The organism is Collinsella sp. LCP19S3_B7 (genome assembly GCF_052121795.1).
Taxonomy (GTDB): Bacteria; Actinomycetota; Coriobacteriia; order Coriobacteriales; family Coriobacteriaceae; genus Collinsella.
The window spans coordinates 1-15,280 of record NZ_JBQKDO010000004.1 but is presented as its reverse complement, the minus strand read 5'-3'; the positions used below and the strand labels follow the sequence as shown (position 1 = coordinate 15,280).

Here is a 15,280-nt window from a genome sequence, read left to right as displayed (position 1 = left end):
ATTAGATATCCGCCTTGAGATCGAGGGAAAGCGTCAGAGGCGCCGCAGTCTTTTCGTAGGAATCGCACACGCTTGCCAGAATGAGCTCGGCATATACGGCGGCCTGGTCATCCTCATCGACAGTCGCCTGGTCGCCAAAGGTGAAGGTCATGCCCACGTGAGACTCATCGACATCGAATTTGATCGAGATAACGTCAGAATCAACGGCCGTGCAGCCAAAGATGAAGGCCTCCTCGGCAGCCATACGAATGTCCTCGATGCGATCGACGGACATGGAACACAGCGCGCCGACATTAGCCGCCGTCATGCGCACCAGGCGTGCAAGACGCGGATCCCCGGCAACAGTCAGCGTGATAGAGCAAGTTGCTTCACTACTCATCGCAGGACTCCTCGGAGGTCTCGGCGGGCGTGTAAGTGTAATACCGGGCTGCTTTAGCAGCAGGCTTCTGTGCATCATCGTCACCAGCAGCGGCATCGTCCCCGGCTTCGCCAATCAGGACACGCTCGGTCGGCTGCTCGGCTTCGGCGGCAGCGGAAAGATTATGCTCGGCCTCGACCGCGGGGGCCTTCACCTTGTTAAAGAATTTCTGAACGGCACCGGCCGCAGAGTCGGTCACACTCGACACAGCATTGCTGGCTTCGGCCATGCTGCCCGTAACCTCGGAAATGTCGCGAACCACGGCTTCGACCTCTACGAGATTGGAGGTAAGAGCGTCGACGGCGGTCTTGCTCGACTTGAGGAGCGGCTCAACCTGCGCCAGCGCGGGGGTGAGCTCATCGACGGCGCCATCGAGCTTTGCTACCACGGGCTGAGCCTCGGCGATGGTGTTGTTAAGGTCGCTCACCGTCTTGTCGAGCGAATCAACGACAGTGCGGGTCTTTCGCAGCGTGAGCGCGAGCTCGATGACAGCCCACACGCCGGCAACGGCGAGCAGCAGCAGGGCGATTTGGATGGGACTCATACAAGCCTCCCGAAGGAATCGAAATACAGACGCTGTTCATGGTACCCCAAAGGGGACCGAACATGCCAAAAGCAGCAACGTGAGACAAAATTACCAGCAGCTACTTCGGTGCATTCCCGCTACGGTCGCGCTCGCTTTGCTCTACACGCCACTCTTCCCAGCCGCGGCCGGCAGGCTGCCAAAACGCACCGCGCTCCAGCCCCTCGGGCAAATAGCGTTGATCGACCCAGCCTTCGGGATAATCATGCGGATACTTATACACACCGTATTCGTCGCTGCCCGGGCGATGACGATCGCGTAGATAGCTCGGCACCTCGCGCAGCCCACTTGAATGAATATCGGCCAACGCCGCATCAATCGAGGCCTCACACGCGTTGGATTTTGGCGCCAAGCACACATAGAGTGCAGCCTGAGCCAGATTAATGCGACACTCGGGATAACCGATAACCTCGGCAGACTTAAACGCGGCATGGGCCACCAATAGCGCCTGCGGGTCGGCGTTGCCAACATCCTCAGAAGCCTGAATCATAATACGGCGAGCGATAAACTTAGGATCCTCCCCCGCATCGATCATGCGCGCGAGCCAATAGATCGTGGCATCGGGGTCGCTGCCGCGCATAGACTTAATAAACGCGCTGATGATGTCGTAGTGCATGTCGCCGTTTTTGTCATACGAAAAACCACGGCGCGGATTGGCAATCTTTACGTCATCCACGGTAATGGGATAACGCTCCCCCGCCGCCGGCGCTGACGTTCCCTCGGTATCGGGACGCGTGACGGCAATCTCGCTCGCAAGCTCGAGCGTCGTGAGTGCCGAGCGGGCGTCACCCGCAGCCAGCGTGCAGATGGTCTTAACCGTATCCTCATCGGCCGAGAACTTGCCGTTCAAACCCTGCGGCGCCTCGAGCGCACGCTCGATAAGCGTGGCGATATCCTCGTCCTTTAAATGTTCAAGTTCCACCACGCGACCGCGCGAGAGCAACGCCGAGTTGACCTCGAAGTACGGATTCTCCGTCGTGGCGCCAATCATAATGACGGTACGGTTCTCAACCGCATGCAGCAGGGCATCCTGCTGCGACTTGGAGAAGCGGTGAATCTCGTCGATGAAAAGAATGGTGCGACGGTCGTACGTATTCAGGCGCGTCTTGGCCTCGTCAATCACGCGGCGCAGGTCCTTCACAGTGCCCGTCACGGCGCTGACCTCGACAAACTCGCTCTTGGTATGGTTGGCGATAATGTGGGCCAGCGTCGTCTTGCCCGTACCGGCCGGCCCATACAGAATCACACTCGACAGCACGTCATGCTCAATCGCGGCACGCAACCACGAGCCCTTACCGACGGCCTTTTGCTGGCCCACGTACTCGTCGAGCGAATTGGGCCGCATGCGCACCGCAAGCGGCGCATTCTGAAAGGAACGCTCACGCGTCGAAGCAGAAAAAAGGTCGTCCATAGCCATCCCGTGCATCAATCAAAAACGTTTTCCATAAACAGTATACCGAATATATACGAACTACCGTTCGTTAATATAGGTACGGTGCGGAAACATCAATCCCGGGAACAGTTTGCTCGTGAGCTCGCAGAAATAACCGTCCGTCATGCTCGCAATGTAATCCACGACCGTCTGGTCCTTATCGTCCTGCCAGGCATAGGTGCGATCGTAGTAGGAAAGCTGCTGCTCAATGCGCGAAATGTGGTGCTTAAAGATATACGAGGACTCGTCGCCTTCGTTTATGTCCCGCAGGCAACGGCCATAGAGCTTTTCGAAGGCCTCGCGCAGCTCCGCTTCGGAGTCGCCTTCTATGCCGCCCTTGCTATAGATCTTCTCGTAGTTCTCGCGCTTGGCCCGGCGGATCTCCTCAAACAGGTCCTCGCTCATCTCGATGCGCGGCTTGCCATAGCTGTGCTCGACGATATCGATAGAGGCATGCGTAAGGATCCAGCTGTTGTATGCACCGCCCAGGTCATCGTCAAAGGCGTCGGGTGACAGCAGGCCCGCCGCAATGGCGTCTTGGCGATCGCGCCCAACGTAGGCAAGGATATCCGAGATGCGAACCACGCAGCCCTCGAGCGTCATGGGGCGCAGGTGCTCAATTGCGCTATAACCCGTGGCAATGCATTCCTCGACGGTTCGGTCGAACTGGTTAAAGGAACCCATGTCCGAAAGCTCAAAAACACGCTGTTCGTACTCGCCGTTGTGGCACAGTACGCCATCGAGCGTCTGGAGCGACACGTTGCGGCCGTACAGCGCGTCGAGCACGCGGACCGACTGCACATTGTGGAAAAAATAACGCCCCGTGCGCTCATGATAGATGTCGTTGAGGAAACGCTCACCGGCATGGCCAAAGGGCGTGTGGCCCAAGTCGTGGCCTAAGCCAATCGCCTCGATCAGATCGCAGTTGAGCCCCAGAGCACGCCCGATATCGCGAGCGATGCGCGAGACAAGCTGCACGTGCAGGCCGCGGCGCGACAGATCGTCGTTGCTGCGAAAACTGAAGACCTGCGTTTTGCCTGCATAACGTGTGTATGCTGGCAGATGCAGAATCTTTTCGATATCGCGCATAAAGGCCGGACGCATAAGCGTGCCCTCGTCTGCGGCTCGATCGACACGGCGGATGGCCTGGTCGTCACCGCATCGATAGGGATTAACGACACCCGAGGCGCGGTCGGCGGCAATGCGCTCGACCAGCTCGGGCGACAACGCCGCGGGAATGCGATCCAGGCGCGCCTTGATGGCGGCTGTCTGTTGATTGATTGCCATGGCATGCTCCTTAAAAAGGGCGCGCAAACGGTTATAGCGTACTACCCACGAACTCGATTATGGCAAATATTGGCACCAAAAACGGCAGCAAAGGCAGCGAGCGCGATTTTACGATGAGACAGGCAGCGGCAAGGGTCAGGAGCGCAACCGCAAACGCGACGACGCCGCCCAGGGGATCGAAGGTGCAAAGGGCAAAGAGCGCCTTGGCATCCCCCATGCCAACGCCAGGGGCATGGCGAAGGCGACGCCAGAGTGACTCAGTAAGCACAAGGGCAAGGTAGACGATGACCGCAAGACCGGCGTGGTCAAGCGCCATGTTAACGCCCTTGTCGAGCCAGACGCCTGCAAACGCCGCCACCGCACACGCGCCGGCAAGCTCATTGGGAAACCGCCGCTCGCGGGCATCAATCGCCGCGCCGGCAAAGATGCAAATCCAAAACGGGATATAGAACATCGAAACCCCTCAACTGAGCGCTCAAACGTAAAACCACCGCAAAGGTTCTATCCCCTTTGTGGTGGTTTTGATGGTGGTTATTTGGCACCCTGCATGACTTCGTCGAGGGTAACGCTTACGGCGTGCTGCGTCGGCACCCAGTCGACCTTCAAGAACAGCGCTGCCACCGTAATGGGGATATAGCTGAACATAAAGATCGGGAAGGTAAACAGGTTGGTTACCAGACGCCACTTTTGTGCGCAGTGAATATGCTTGTATTCAAAGATAGTCGTGAGCAGCGCCAGGATAAAGAAAGTCTGATACATCATAGCGAAGGTCATAATGAGCGAAGCGGCACACGCCTGCATCTCGACTTCGGTAGCCAAGAAACCGTGCGAAAGGCCGCCCACGATGAGGAACGTCGCATTAGCGAGCATCGAGATCAGAGAGAGCAGCATGCCCGGTGCGATCGTCATAAACATGTCGTAGGCGGCAAAGCGATGATAGCGGAAGGTCGATTTGACCAAGTGCTTACCGTACGTAAAGAACACCTGGTAGAAGCCCTTGGTCCAACGCATACGCTGTTTCCAGGATGCCTTAAACGTCACGGGCTGTTCGTCAAAGAACTCCGCCGGCGCATATCCAATGCGAATGCCGTGAATGGCACAGAACGTGGTGAACTGAATATCCTCGGTCAGCGTGTGGAACTGCCAGCCGTGCATACCCTCGATAACGCTGGCGGAGATAAGGTAGCCCGAACCCGAAACGGCGCAAGACGTCTTACAGATGTTGCGCGCGTTGTTGAGAAAGCGTGCCTCGCGTAGATACCACGTGGCATTAGCTGCCGAGATCCACGAGCTGCCAAAGTTCTTGGAATTGCGATAGCTCGTAACAACATGGAAGCCCTGGTCAAAAGCATCGTTCATCTTGGACACGTAATCGCGGGCGATAACGTTATCGGCATCGAAGATAAAGTAGCCTTCAAACGTATCGGGATACTCGTTAAGGATGCGGTCGAAGCCATAGTCCATGACCCAGCTCTTGCCTTTACGGGCCAAGTCATTGCGCTCATAGACGACGGCGCCCGCCTCGCGCGCGAGCTGCGCCGTGTTGTCGGTGCAGGCATCGGCGACCACGAAGACCTCGATAAGCTCGGACGGATAATCTTGGTCCTTAATGGAGCGCACGAGGTTGGCGATCACGGCCTCCTCGTTATGCGCCGCGATAAAGAAGGCATAACGATGGAGCTTCTTGGCCTTGGGAGGCGCGACCTCACCACGAAGAGCGCCGATGACAAAGAAGACCACCTGGTACAGAAAACAGACCGTAAGCAGCGTGACGACAATCTGGTTGAAGATCACGATAGGTGTGTTGGTTTGTAAAAAGGCGAGCATGCAGGCTCCCAGGAACGCGTGACGTAAACAACCGTATATCTTACCGCAGGCTTACGGAGTTCAAGAAACCACCTAATACTGGCTAGGCCTCGAGCAGACCGAGCTGAGGGACGATTTCGTTGCCAGCGGCAGTGCGACCGAGCGAACGCGGGGCCAGAACATCCAGAACCGCCGCAAGATCCCATGGCAGCTCGTCACGGCACTCGATGTGCTCCCCCGTCACGGGATGATCGAACGCCACACGCCAGGAATGCAGGAACTGCCTGGTCAAACCCTGATCGGCACGAGCATCGCACTTACCATAGAGTGGATCGCCCACGCAGGCGTGGTTGATATGGCGCATGTGAACGCGAATCTGATGCGTGCGGCCGGTAAACAGGTGACACTCGACAAGCGTGTAGCCGTCGTCGAAACGCGTGGAATCAAAGCGCTCAAGGACCTTAAAGGTCGTGATGGCCTGGCGCGCAAAGGGGTCATCGGAAACCGCCATCTTCACGCGGTCGCGCGTCGATCGGGCAATACCGGTGTTGATAGTGCCCTCGTCCATGGCGATGTGCCCATGAACGAGCGTAATGTAGCGACGGTCGAGCGTGCGCGTGCGGATGAGATTTTGGAGCGCGCGCTGGGTGTCGTCGTCTTTAGCCGCGAGCATAAGACCCGAGGTATCGCGATCCAGACGATGCACGATGCCGGGGCGGTCCTCGCCCTGCACGGTACCCAGATGGTCGATGCCGCAGTGATAGACCAAGGCATTCGCAAGGGTGCCGCTCTCATGACCATGCGCAGGATGGCACACCAGGCCGCGCTGCTTGGAGAGCACCATGAGATAGTCGTCCTCATAGCGAATGTCGAGCGGGATGGCCTCGGGGATCACGTCGGTCGGGTCATGCGGCTCGGGCAGGTCGACCGAGATGCGGTCACCGGAGCGTACGGCATACTTTTTAGATAGGCAGGTCTCGCCGTTGACGGCAACGGCGCCTCCCTCGATCAGATGCGCGCAGGCAGAGCGCGTGGGGCAGCCATCGTTGGCGCCCAGATAGGCGTCGAGACGTTGACCGGCGCAATCGTCGGCAACGAGAATATGGATGTCGGCCATTAGCGCTCATTCCTTTCGCGAATCTTGCGGGCACGCTCCCCACGCTGCTTAGCTTTACGTTTGGCGCGGGCCTCGTCACGGGCGTTGAGCTCGGCGGTCGCATCGACCTCGCGAGCGGCGGGACTCAAGAACATGTATCCGATGAGCGCCAGAACGACACCGGCGGTAATGCCGATATCGGCCACGTTAAAGACGGGGAAATCAATGAAGGTAGTGGCAATAAAATCAGTCACAAAGCCCATGGCCAGGCGATCGATCGCGTTGCCGATGGCGCCGCCCGCAACCATGGCCATACCCACGACCTCTAGGCGAGCGAGCTGAGGAGCACGGAGCAAGTACACGGCAATGGCGGCAATGGCCGCAAGCGCCAGCACGGCAAACGCTATGCCATGGCCCTCGCCCATGCTAAAGGCAGCTCCGATATTGCGGACAAACACAAAATCGATCACGCCGGGGATAACAGTCATATGCAGGGTATCGCCCACGGCACGAACCGCAAGCTTGGTCAGCTGGTCAACAAGCAACACAAAGAGCGCCACCCCACCAGCAACACCCAACCGCCAACGCAAAGGCGGCGTCATATCCGCACCACGACCCAAAGAAATCCCCTACCCTCAAGAACGTCGAATTCCATTTAACGCAAATAACCATCTTATATTGCCATACGCAGAACGCACGACATATCCACCAATGCGACAAAGGGGCTGTCCCCTTGTCCCTTCACCGGGTAGTCTTTTTGGGACGGGGCTTTTTAGCTACCCAGTCCAGCGCTTTCGAAGATTAAGTCCTTATTTGAGGTAGGGCAGCTAAAAAAGCCCCGTCCCAAAAAGACTAACGACAGCGAAACCCGCCAGAGCGAGCAAGGTGCCTTGAAGCAAGGCGGCATAGACCTTCTGGTCATGCCGCCGAAGCTGAAAGGCAGATTGCCGCTCTGGCGGGTTTGCAGCGTCAACCTGTTACGCGGTTTGGTAAAACCGCGTAACTACAAGGCATTCGCGCAGCGCTTGCAGATATGCGCGTGACCGTTGTACTCGCCGACGGTGGTGCGATAGTTCCAGCAACGGTCGCAGCACTCGCCCTCGGCGGCCTCAATAGCGACGGAAAGCTCCTCGCCCTGGGTCAGCTCAACATCGGAGACGATGTAGAACTCGGCCAGATCGACGGCCTTGTCGCCGGTCAGCAGCGCATACATCTCGGCGGGAACGACCGCCTTGACGCGGACCTGCTGGCTCTTGTTGAAGGTGCCGGCGGAGCGGGCATCCTCAAGGGCCTTGGTCACAGCGCTACGGAGCTCGAGCGAGGCCTCGAGCACGCCCTCGAACTCATTGGCCTCGTCGAACGTGATGGGCGACTTGTACCAATCGAGCAGCGCGGCGTACTTCTGGTGATCGACGCAGCCGGCGGGCGCATAGGCCATGGCCTCGTCGACCGTGTAGGACAGAATCGGCTGCAGGTCGCGCATGAGCATCGAGAAGAGCTCGGCCAGCACGGTCTGGGCGCTGCGGCGCTCGAGCGAGCCGGGCTTGTCGCAGTACAGGCGGTCCTTCAGGGCGTCGAGGTACACGTTGGAAAGCTCGGTAACCACAAAGTCGTAGAGCGCACGGTAGGCGCGCGGGAACTCGTAGCTGGCGTAGGCGTCGTCGACCTCGGCCTGGACCTGGGTCAGACGGGCAACCATGAGCTTGTCGAGCGGCAGCAGGTCGGCAAAGGCGACGCCGTCGGTCTCGGGCTCAAACTGACCCTCGAGCTCGGAGAGCAGGAAGCGCAGCGTGTTGCGGAAACGACGGTAGGCATCGGACGTACGAGCAAGGATCTCGTGGTCGATGGAGACGTCGGAGCTGGTATCGACCGAGGCGACCCACAGGCGGATGATATCGGCGCCCATCTCGTCGCAGACCTTGTTGGGGTCGATGACGTTGCCGAGCGACTTGGACATCTTGCGGCCCTGGCCATCGAGCGTGAAGCCCTGCGAGACGACCGCCTTGTACGGAGCGTGGCCGTTGGCACCCACCGAGGTGAGCAACGAGCTCTGGAACCAACCGCGGTGCTGGTCGGAGCCCTCGAGGTACACATCCGCCGGGTACTCAAGCTCGGGGCGATACTCGCAGACGGCCTTCCAGGACACGCCGGAGTCCCACCACACGTCGAGGATGTCCTTATCGGCCTTGAGGTGATGGCCGCCGCACTTGGGGCAGACGCAGGCCTCGCCCAGATAGCTCTCGGGAGCGTCGGTGAACCAGGCGTCGGAGCCCTTCTCGTGGAAGAGCTTGATGACGGCGTCGAGCGTGGCGTCGTTCATGACCTTCTCGCCGCAGTCGGCGCAGGTGTAGCTGGGGATAGGCACGCCCCAGTTGCGCTGACGGCTGATGCACCAGTCGGGACGCTGCTCGACCATGGCACCGATGCGGTTGGCCGCGTGGGCCGGATACCACTTGACGTTCTCGCGGATCTCTTTGCCAGCCTGCTCGCGCAAACCGGTCTTGTCCATCGAGACAAACCACTGGTCGGTAGCACGGAAGAGCACCGGGTGCTTGCAGCGCCAGCAGTGCGGATAGCTGTGCGTGATCTTCTTCTCGAGGACCAGGGTGCCGCGCTCGCGCAGGAACTCGATGATGCGCGGATTGGCCTCGTCGGTATCCATACCGCTGAAGGGGCCACCGGTACCAAACTCCTCGCCGGTGTAGAACTTACCGTCGTCATCAACCGGCATGCAGATATCGGTGATGCCCTCCTTGAGGCAGGCGAAGTAGTCGTCAACGCCATGGCCGGGCGAGTTGTGGACGATACCGGTACCGTCATCGACGCCGACGTAATCGGCCAGCAGCGCCACGCCCTCGACACCGTCAAAGATCGGCTGCTTGTAGTGGATGTGGTGGAAGGTCTCAGCGGGAACCACATAGGGCTTACCGTCGACCATGACCGGGGTGTACTCCCAGCCAAACTCCTCACAGCACTTGGGAGCCAGGTCCTCGAGCATAACCTCGGCACGGCCATCGTGCTCAACGGCAACATAGGCGGCGCCGGGCTTAAGGGAAACGGCCTGGTCGGAGGGGATGGTCCACGGCGTGGTCGTCCAGATGATGAAGTCAACCGGGCCGTCGAAGTTCTCGAGACCGGCAGGCTTAGTGGTCATCTCAAAGCGCACGAAGATGGACGGGCTCGTCTCGTCGGAGTACTCGATCTCGGCCTCGGCCAGCGCGGTGTGGCAGTGCTTGCACCAGTGGACGGGCTTATGACCGCGATAGATCATGCCCTTGTCGAACATGGCCTTGAAGACCTCGATGTCGGCGGCGTCATGCTGGTGATAGAGCGTCAGATACGGGTTGTCCCAGTCGCCAAGCACGCCCAGGCGACGGAAGCCGGCCTTCTGCAGCTCGATGTTCTCGACAGCGAACTTATTGCAAAGCTCGCGGATCTTAGCCGTGGAGGTCTGGTTGAACTTCTCGGTGCCGAGCTTCTCCTCGACCTTGTGCTCAATCGGCTGACCGTGGCAGTCCCAACCGGGGACATAGGGAACCTCATAGCCCTGCATCATCCAGTAACGGTTGATCATGTCCTTAGAGATCTTGTTCATGGCGTGGCCGATGTGGATCGGACCGTTGGCATACGGAGGGCCGTCGTGCAGCACGAACTTCTTGTGACCCTTGTTCTTCTTTAGAACTTGCTCGTAGACCTTGTTGTCCTGCCAGTCCTTGAGTCGCTTGGGCTCGGACTTGGAAAGACCGGCACGCATGGGAAAACCGGTCTTGGGCAGATTCATCGTCTGCTTGTACTCGTTTGCCACGGTACCCCTTTCTTGTCATGGGCGCGCACGCCCTCTGGGCACCAAAAAAGCGCCCGTCCCTGCAAGCTGGGACGAAGCGCCACAAGACAGGCAGTCTGCCCGTAAAAGCTCTTCGCTTAACCACCCAGCTTAGATGCCCTCGCCCGCGTCGCCGCGCGCTCGCATCCGTTACTCGGCTGGCCTGTATCGACGACCATCTCGGCGATATCTACTAAGACGTGCCTGCGCGGCACGTCCGTTGGGACCGCAGCTCCGGGGTGATTTTCATCGGTCGCATGCACGGGTTCTCAGCGCTCCCCGCTCTCTGTAGCATGCGGACGGCCGACTACTCGTCCCCATCAACGCTTATGCGGAGTATGCTAGCACGTTCCGCGCCGACGAAAAACCCTCAACACTGGTTTTATACGTTCGAAATTTCTCACGGCTGTGGACCTTCTCTAGGAGCAAAATACCTGAAAGCACTTTATCGAACGAAAGAAGGTTGCTATGCGCACGATCGGAATGAGCGACTATACCGTCGGCGAGGACTGCTTCGACGAGCTGCCCAGCGCGCTGGCCGAATACGGTGCGACCAAGGTCGCAATCATCGGTGGCAAGCGAGCACTGGCTGCAGCACTTCCCGGCATCGAAGCCGCGCTGGCATGCACCGGCGTCGAGGTTCTGGAGAGGCGCGTCTACGGCACCAACAGCACACGCGCCAATATCGCCAAGGTCGTAAACTCCCCCGCCTGCCAGGAAGCCGACGTGCTTATCGCCTGCGGCGGCGGCAAGGCACTCGACACCGTGAAGACCGCAGCTATCGAGCTCAAGAAGATCGTCTTTACGGTGCCGACGATCTGCTCCAACTGCTCCGCCGCTACCGCCATTGCCGTTGTCTACAACGACGACGGCTCGCTCGAGGGCTATTCGTACCCCAACCGACCGGCGCACATTTTCATCAACCCCAAGATCATCGCCGAGGCACCGGCAGAGTACTTCTGGGCCGGCGTGGGCGATGCCCTGTCCAAGCAGCCCGAGATCGAGTACGCCACGAGCGCCGGAAATTTGGAGCACACCGCCGGTCTTGGCCTGGCACTCGCCCACACCTGCTCCGAGCCGCTGTTTACCTATGGCGTCCAGGGTCTTGAGGACGTGCGCCAGGACCTGTCGAGCGAGGCCGTCAAGCAGATCGCGCTCGACATCGTGGTCAACACGGGATATGTCTCGAACCTGACCAACCAGAACGATTACTACTACAACTCGAGCGTGGCACACGCGTTCTACAACGCCACTTGCAGCATTCCGCGTGAGGGCACCTACCTGCACGGCGAGGTCGTAAGCTTGGGCGTGCTCGTGTTGTTCGCCTACACGGGCGACACCGAGAACCTTGAGCGCTATGCCGCCTTTAACAAGCAGATGGGCCTGCCCGTGACGCTTGAGCAGGTCGGGCTTTCCGAGGCCGATATCCCTGCCCTGTGCGAGTACGCGCACGCCACCAACGAGTGGAAGCAGGGTAACCCCGAGCCCTTCACCGACGAGAAGTTCGCCGCCGCCATCAAGGCAGCCAACGCCTACGGCCACACCCTCCTCGCCTAACCTACCAAAAAGGGACAGGTTTATTTTGGCAGGTTTTATCTGGGCAAACGCCATTGAACATCTGTTGAAATCGTTTAGCTTGCCAGTAAAGGGGGCGACCATCTACTCGATGGCCGCCCCCATTCTTTTGCTATTCCAACATGCTCGGGTCAAATTCACTTGCGGGAATCACACGGTACCCGTGACGCAGGAGCAGGTCGACGAAAACGCCGTTGCCCGCGGTGAGCGTGCCGCTAAAGGTGCCATCGTAGATGCGACCTGCACCGCACGAGGGACTACGGTCCTGTAAGATGCACGCGGCGATCTCTTCCGGCCCACCCGCCTGCTCGCACATGTCGAGCGCACGCTCAGCACCCAGGCGAAACTCACGATCGACCGAGGCGCCCTCGCAGGAACGGACTTCGCCGTTCACAATCTCGGACGGCTTGCGCGGCGTGGGCAGACCGCCAAAAACCTCTGGGCACACGAGGAGCACCTCGGTTCCCGTACGCTCGCAAGCCTCGACCAGCTCGCGATGGTAATTATCGAGCCCGTTATACTTGCAGCTCTCGCCCATCAAGCAGGCACTTACCACGATCTTCATATACAACTCTTCCCAAGCAAAACGCCCCATTTGAGGTGGACACTCAAATGGGGCGAAAGCACTGCGCAACTAGTATTACTGCTGCTTTGGCATCAACGGATTCTCACGCGTGAGGAGATTCATAAACTCCTCGCCCGTGATCGTCTCCTTCTTGTACAGATAACGAGCCAGCTCGTGGAGCTTAAACTTATTCTCCTTCAGGATCTGCAGGGCGCGGTCGTGCGCATCCTCGATCAGCTTGGCGACAATCGCGTCCACGCGCTCGGCCGTACCGGGGGCGCAGGTGAGCGACGTATCCTGGTTAAGGTACGCGTTCTGCACGGTACCGAGCGCCATCATGCCAAACTCATCGGACATACCAAAGCGCGTCACCATGTTACGGGCAAGCTTGGTGGCCTGCTCGATATCGTTGGCGGCGCCGGTCGTCATCTCGCCAAAGATGAGCTCCTCGGCTGCACGGCCACCGCAATAGACGGCGAGCTTGTCCAGGATCTCCTGGCGCGTGGTCAGGAAGCGCTCGTCCTCCTCGACCTGCATGGTGTAGCCCAGAGCACCGCTCGTGCGCGGCACGATGGTGATCTTTGTGACCGGCGCAGAGCCCTTCTGGCGAGCAGCAACGATGGCATGACCGATCTCGTGATAAGAAACGACCTGCTTCTCGTGGTCGGACAGCACCGTGGACTTGCGCTGCTGACCGGCGATGACGACCTCCACCGACTCCTCAAAATCGTCCTGCGTGGCGCGTTTGCGACCCTCGCGGACGGCACGCAGGGCGCCCTCGTTGATAATGTTGGCCAGGTCGGCGCCCGAGGCACCGGGCGTGGCGCGGGCAATCGCGGTCAGATCGATCGGCGGCTGCGTCTTCACGCTCTTGGCGTGCAGCTCAAGAATGTTCTTACGGCCGGTCAGGTCGGGCAGCTCAACGGGGATGCGGCGATCAAAACGACCGGGGCGCAACAGGGCCGGGTCAAGGCTGTCGGGACGGTTGGTTGCAGCGAGGACGACGATACCCTTGTGGTTATCGAAGCCGTCCATCTCGGTCAGCAGCTGGTTGAGAGTCTGCTCGCGCTCGTCGTTGCCACTAAAGCCGCCGCCGTCGCGCTTCTTGCCAATAGTATCGATCTCATCGATAAAGACGATGCACGGGGCCTTTTCCTTGGCCTGCTTAAACAAATCGCGAACCTTGGCGGCGCCGCGGCCGACGAACATCTCAACAAACTCAGAGCCCGAAATACTAAAGAACGGCACACCAGCCTCGCCGGCCACAGCCTTGGCAAGCAGGGTTTTACCGGTACCCGGAGGGCCGACAAGGAGGGCACCGCGCGGCAGCTTGGCGCCAATCTCCTCGTAGCGCTGCGGCTTCTCCAGAAAGTCGACGACCTCCTTGAGGGACTCCTTGGCCTCTTCCTGGCCAGCAACATCCTTAAAGGTCACGCCCACGTCCTTGGAGGCAATCACACGCGCGCCGGACTTGCCCAGTCCACCGCCGCCAAAACCGCCGCCGCCAAAGTTCATCGACGGGCCGTCATCACCCATGGCCTTCTTCATGCGGCGGTTGAGCCACCAGCCGATCAGGAAGAAAATCGCCATGGGAAGAATGAGGGTGAGCAGGTAGTAAGTCATCAGACCCGAGTTCTTATCGGGAACGACCGACTCAAGCGAGGCGCCAGATTCAAGCACGCGATCGGTAAAGCCCGCATCATTCGGCACACCGGTCGTCTTGTAGGCGATGTTCTCGTCCTCGCCCTTCTTGGTGTAATAAATCGAGTAATCGTCCGTGTTGTACTCGACCTTATCGACGCTCTTCTTGTCGAGCGCTTTGACAAACGTCGAGTAATCGGTCTTCGTAATCTGCTGCGTGTGACCGATGTTGGGGAACAGAACGGTCGAGAGCACGAGGTAGACGACGAAGGCGATGAGCACGTAGAGGATCATATTCCGTCTACGTTTGTTGTCATCCATCTCCATCTGCTTGAACTCCATCTACTGGGGTTGATAATGCTAACTAGAATACCCAACCCGGCCGGCGATAAACCGACACCGGGCACGAAAGGACAGAGATGGCATCACTGGAAGTCGGCAAGGTTCAAATCTATACGGGCGACGGCAAGGGCAAGACGACGGCTGCGCTGGGGCTCGCGCTGCGCGCCACGGGCTATGGACTTAACGTGCTCATGCTTCAGTTTGCCAAGAAGCTGCACTGCGCCGAACATGACGCAGCTCCTCGATTGGGGCTTTGCATCGTACAAGCCGACCGCGACACGCCCGAAGCCTGTGCCGCACAGATCATGGAGCTGGCGCGCGAGCATATTAGCCAAGTCGACGTGCTGATCTTGGATGAGCTGGGAGAAGCCATGCGACGGGGCTTTGTGACGCGCGAAGATGTCGAAGCGTTGATCGCGATGAAACCAACCACCACGGAGCTCGTGCTCACTGGCCGCGGCTTGCTGCCCCTCGCCGACCTTGCCGACCTCGTAACCGAAATGCGCCCCGTCAAACACTACTTCGACGAAGGCCTCCTAGCCCGTCAAGGCATCGAATACTAATTGATCCAAAGGGGACGGAGGAAAACGAATCATCGACAGGGACTGCGGACAAAAAGTTGGACCGTTGAGGTCCGGAACGGAGTCCGCATGGCATACAGTAGGAGAATGGTGGAGAGGGCCAGGGCGCTTCGCGGCGCCGGGCTCACCGT

General features: G+C 59.2%; 13 protein-coding genes. 2 read left to right on the top strand and 11 right to left on the bottom strand.

Features of this window, described 5'->3' with window-relative positions; all coding sequences use genetic code 11:
• Position 1 precedes the first annotated feature (1 nt).
• From ACTQW0_RS02570 to ileS, 9 genes are all read right to left on the bottom strand, one after another.
• The gene (locus ACTQW0_RS02570; protein ID WP_154515503.1) at positions 2 to 379 is read right to left on the bottom strand and encodes an ATP-binding protein; all 378 of its coding nucleotides are present in this window, start codon (positions 377 to 379) and stop codon (positions 2 to 4) included.
• Positions 372 to 962: a hypothetical protein gene (locus tag ACTQW0_RS02565; RefSeq protein WP_441548351.1), complete on the bottom strand. Its 591-nt coding sequence runs from the start codon at positions 960 to 962 to the stop codon at positions 372 to 374. The genes ACTQW0_RS02570 and ACTQW0_RS02565 overlap by 8 nt, the downstream gene beginning before the upstream one ends.
• Before the next feature lie 100 nt (positions 963 to 1,062).
• Complete coding sequence (locus ACTQW0_RS02560) at positions 1,063 to 2,412, bottom strand: replication-associated recombination protein A (RefSeq protein WP_441548350.1); 1,350 nt, start codon at positions 2,410 to 2,412, stop codon at positions 1,063 to 1,065.
• A gap of 60 nt (positions 2,413 to 2,472) precedes the next feature.
• On the bottom strand, positions 2,473 to 3,720 hold the full coding sequence (locus tag ACTQW0_RS02555; RefSeq protein WP_441548349.1) for a deoxyguanosinetriphosphate triphosphohydrolase family protein: 1,248 nt from the start codon (positions 3,718 to 3,720) through the stop codon (positions 2,473 to 2,475).
• Positions 3,721 to 3,751: 31 nt separating this feature from the next.
• The gene (locus ACTQW0_RS02550; RefSeq protein ID WP_441535921.1) at positions 3,752 to 4,174 is read right to left on the bottom strand and encodes a prepilin peptidase; all 423 of its coding nucleotides are present in this window, start codon (positions 4,172 to 4,174) and stop codon (positions 3,752 to 3,754) included.
• A 77-nt stretch (positions 4,175 to 4,251) separates the two neighbouring features.
• A complete protein-coding gene (locus tag ACTQW0_RS02545) occupies positions 4,252 to 5,547 on the bottom strand; it encodes a glycosyltransferase family 2 protein (RefSeq protein WP_154515488.1) in 1,296 nt (431 codons plus the stop codon).
• Between the two features lie 82 nt (positions 5,548 to 5,629).
• On the bottom strand, positions 5,630 to 6,643 hold the full coding sequence (locus ACTQW0_RS02540; RefSeq protein WP_441566769.1) for an RluA family pseudouridine synthase: 1,014 nt from the start codon (positions 6,641 to 6,643) through the stop codon (positions 5,630 to 5,632).
• Entirely contained in the window at positions 6,643 to 7,224 is a 582-nt protein-coding gene (gene lspA, locus ACTQW0_RS02535; RefSeq protein WP_427717279.1) for a signal peptidase II, read from the bottom strand. The genes ACTQW0_RS02540 and lspA overlap by 1 nt, the downstream gene beginning before the upstream one ends.
• Before the next feature lie 401 nt (positions 7,225 to 7,625).
• Complete coding sequence (gene ileS / locus ACTQW0_RS02530) at positions 7,626 to 10,403, bottom strand: isoleucine--tRNA ligase (protein WP_441566903.1); 2,778 nt, start codon at positions 10,401 to 10,403, stop codon at positions 7,626 to 7,628.
• Positions 10,404 to 10,913: 510 nt separating this feature from the next.
• Between ileS and ACTQW0_RS02525 the strand changes: the two genes are divergently transcribed.
• Positions 10,914 to 12,002, top strand: a complete 1,089-nt coding sequence (locus ACTQW0_RS02525) for an iron-containing alcohol dehydrogenase family protein (protein WP_441566767.1) — start codon at positions 10,914 to 10,916, stop codon at positions 12,000 to 12,002.
• Positions 12,003 to 12,132: 130 nt separating this feature from the next.
• Here the strand turns inward: ACTQW0_RS02525 and ACTQW0_RS02520 are convergent, their stop codons facing one another.
• A complete protein-coding gene (locus ACTQW0_RS02520; RefSeq protein WP_441055772.1) occupies positions 12,133 to 12,585 on the bottom strand; it encodes a DUF523 domain-containing protein in 453 nt (150 codons plus the stop codon).
• 75 nt (positions 12,586 to 12,660) lie between these two features.
• Positions 12,661 to 14,553, bottom strand: a complete 1,893-nt coding sequence (gene ftsH / locus ACTQW0_RS02515) for an ATP-dependent zinc metalloprotease FtsH (protein ID WP_195838531.1) — start codon at positions 14,551 to 14,553, stop codon at positions 12,661 to 12,663.
• Positions 14,554 to 14,645: 92 nt separating this feature from the next.
• On the opposite strand from ftsH, the gene ACTQW0_RS02510 reads away from it, so the two are divergent.
• Positions 14,646 to 15,131 (top strand): cob(I)yrinic acid a,c-diamide adenosyltransferase, encoded by a 486-nt coding sequence (locus ACTQW0_RS02510; RefSeq protein WP_441566765.1) that lies wholly within the window; start codon positions 14,646 to 14,648, stop codon positions 15,129 to 15,131.
• Positions 15,132 to 15,280: the final 149 nt, after the last annotated feature.

Excerpts from the sequence above, each read along its gene's own strand:
- ACTQW0_RS02570 (WP_154515503.1), bottom strand. The coding sequence starts at position 379 with ATGAGTAGTGAAGCAACTTGCTCTATCACGCTGACTGTTGCCGGGGAT.
- ACTQW0_RS02565 (WP_441548351.1), bottom strand. The coding sequence starts at position 962 with ATGAGTCCCATCCAAATCGCCCTGCTGCTGCTCGCCGTTGCCGGCGTG.
- ACTQW0_RS02560 (WP_441548350.1), bottom strand. The coding sequence starts at position 2,412 with ATGGACGACCTTTTTTCTGCTTCGACGCGTGAGCGTTCCTTTCAGAAT.
- ACTQW0_RS02555 (WP_441548349.1), bottom strand. The coding sequence starts at position 3,720 with ATGGCAATCAATCAACAGACAGCCGCCATCAAGGCGCGCCTGGATCGC.
- ACTQW0_RS02550 (WP_441535921.1), bottom strand. The coding sequence starts at position 4,174 with ATGTTCTATATCCCGTTTTGGATTTGCATCTTTGCCGGCGCGGCGATT.
- ACTQW0_RS02545 (WP_154515488.1), bottom strand. The coding sequence starts at position 5,547 with ATGCTCGCCTTTTTACAAACCAACACACCTATCGTGATCTTCAACCAG.
- ACTQW0_RS02540 (WP_441566769.1), bottom strand. The coding sequence starts at position 6,643 with ATGGCCGACATCCATATTCTCGTTGCCGACGATTGCGCCGGTCAACGT.
- lspA (WP_427717279.1), bottom strand. The coding sequence starts at position 7,224 with ATGACGCCGCCTTTGCGTTGGCGGTTGGGTGTTGCTGGTGGGGTGGCG.
- ileS (WP_441566903.1), bottom strand. The coding sequence starts at position 10,403 with ATGAATCTGCCCAAGACCGGTTTTCCCATGCGTGCCGGTCTTTCCAAG.
- ACTQW0_RS02525 (WP_441566767.1), top strand. The coding sequence starts at position 10,914 with ATGCGCACGATCGGAATGAGCGACTATACCGTCGGCGAGGACTGCTTC.
- ACTQW0_RS02520 (WP_441055772.1), bottom strand. The coding sequence starts at position 12,585 with ATGAAGATCGTGGTAAGTGCCTGCTTGATGGGCGAGAGCTGCAAGTAT.
- ftsH (WP_195838531.1), bottom strand. The coding sequence starts at position 14,553 with ATGGAGATGGATGACAACAAACGTAGACGGAATATGATCCTCTACGTG.
- ACTQW0_RS02510 (WP_441566765.1), top strand. The coding sequence starts at position 14,646 with ATGGCATCACTGGAAGTCGGCAAGGTTCAAATCTATACGGGCGACGGC.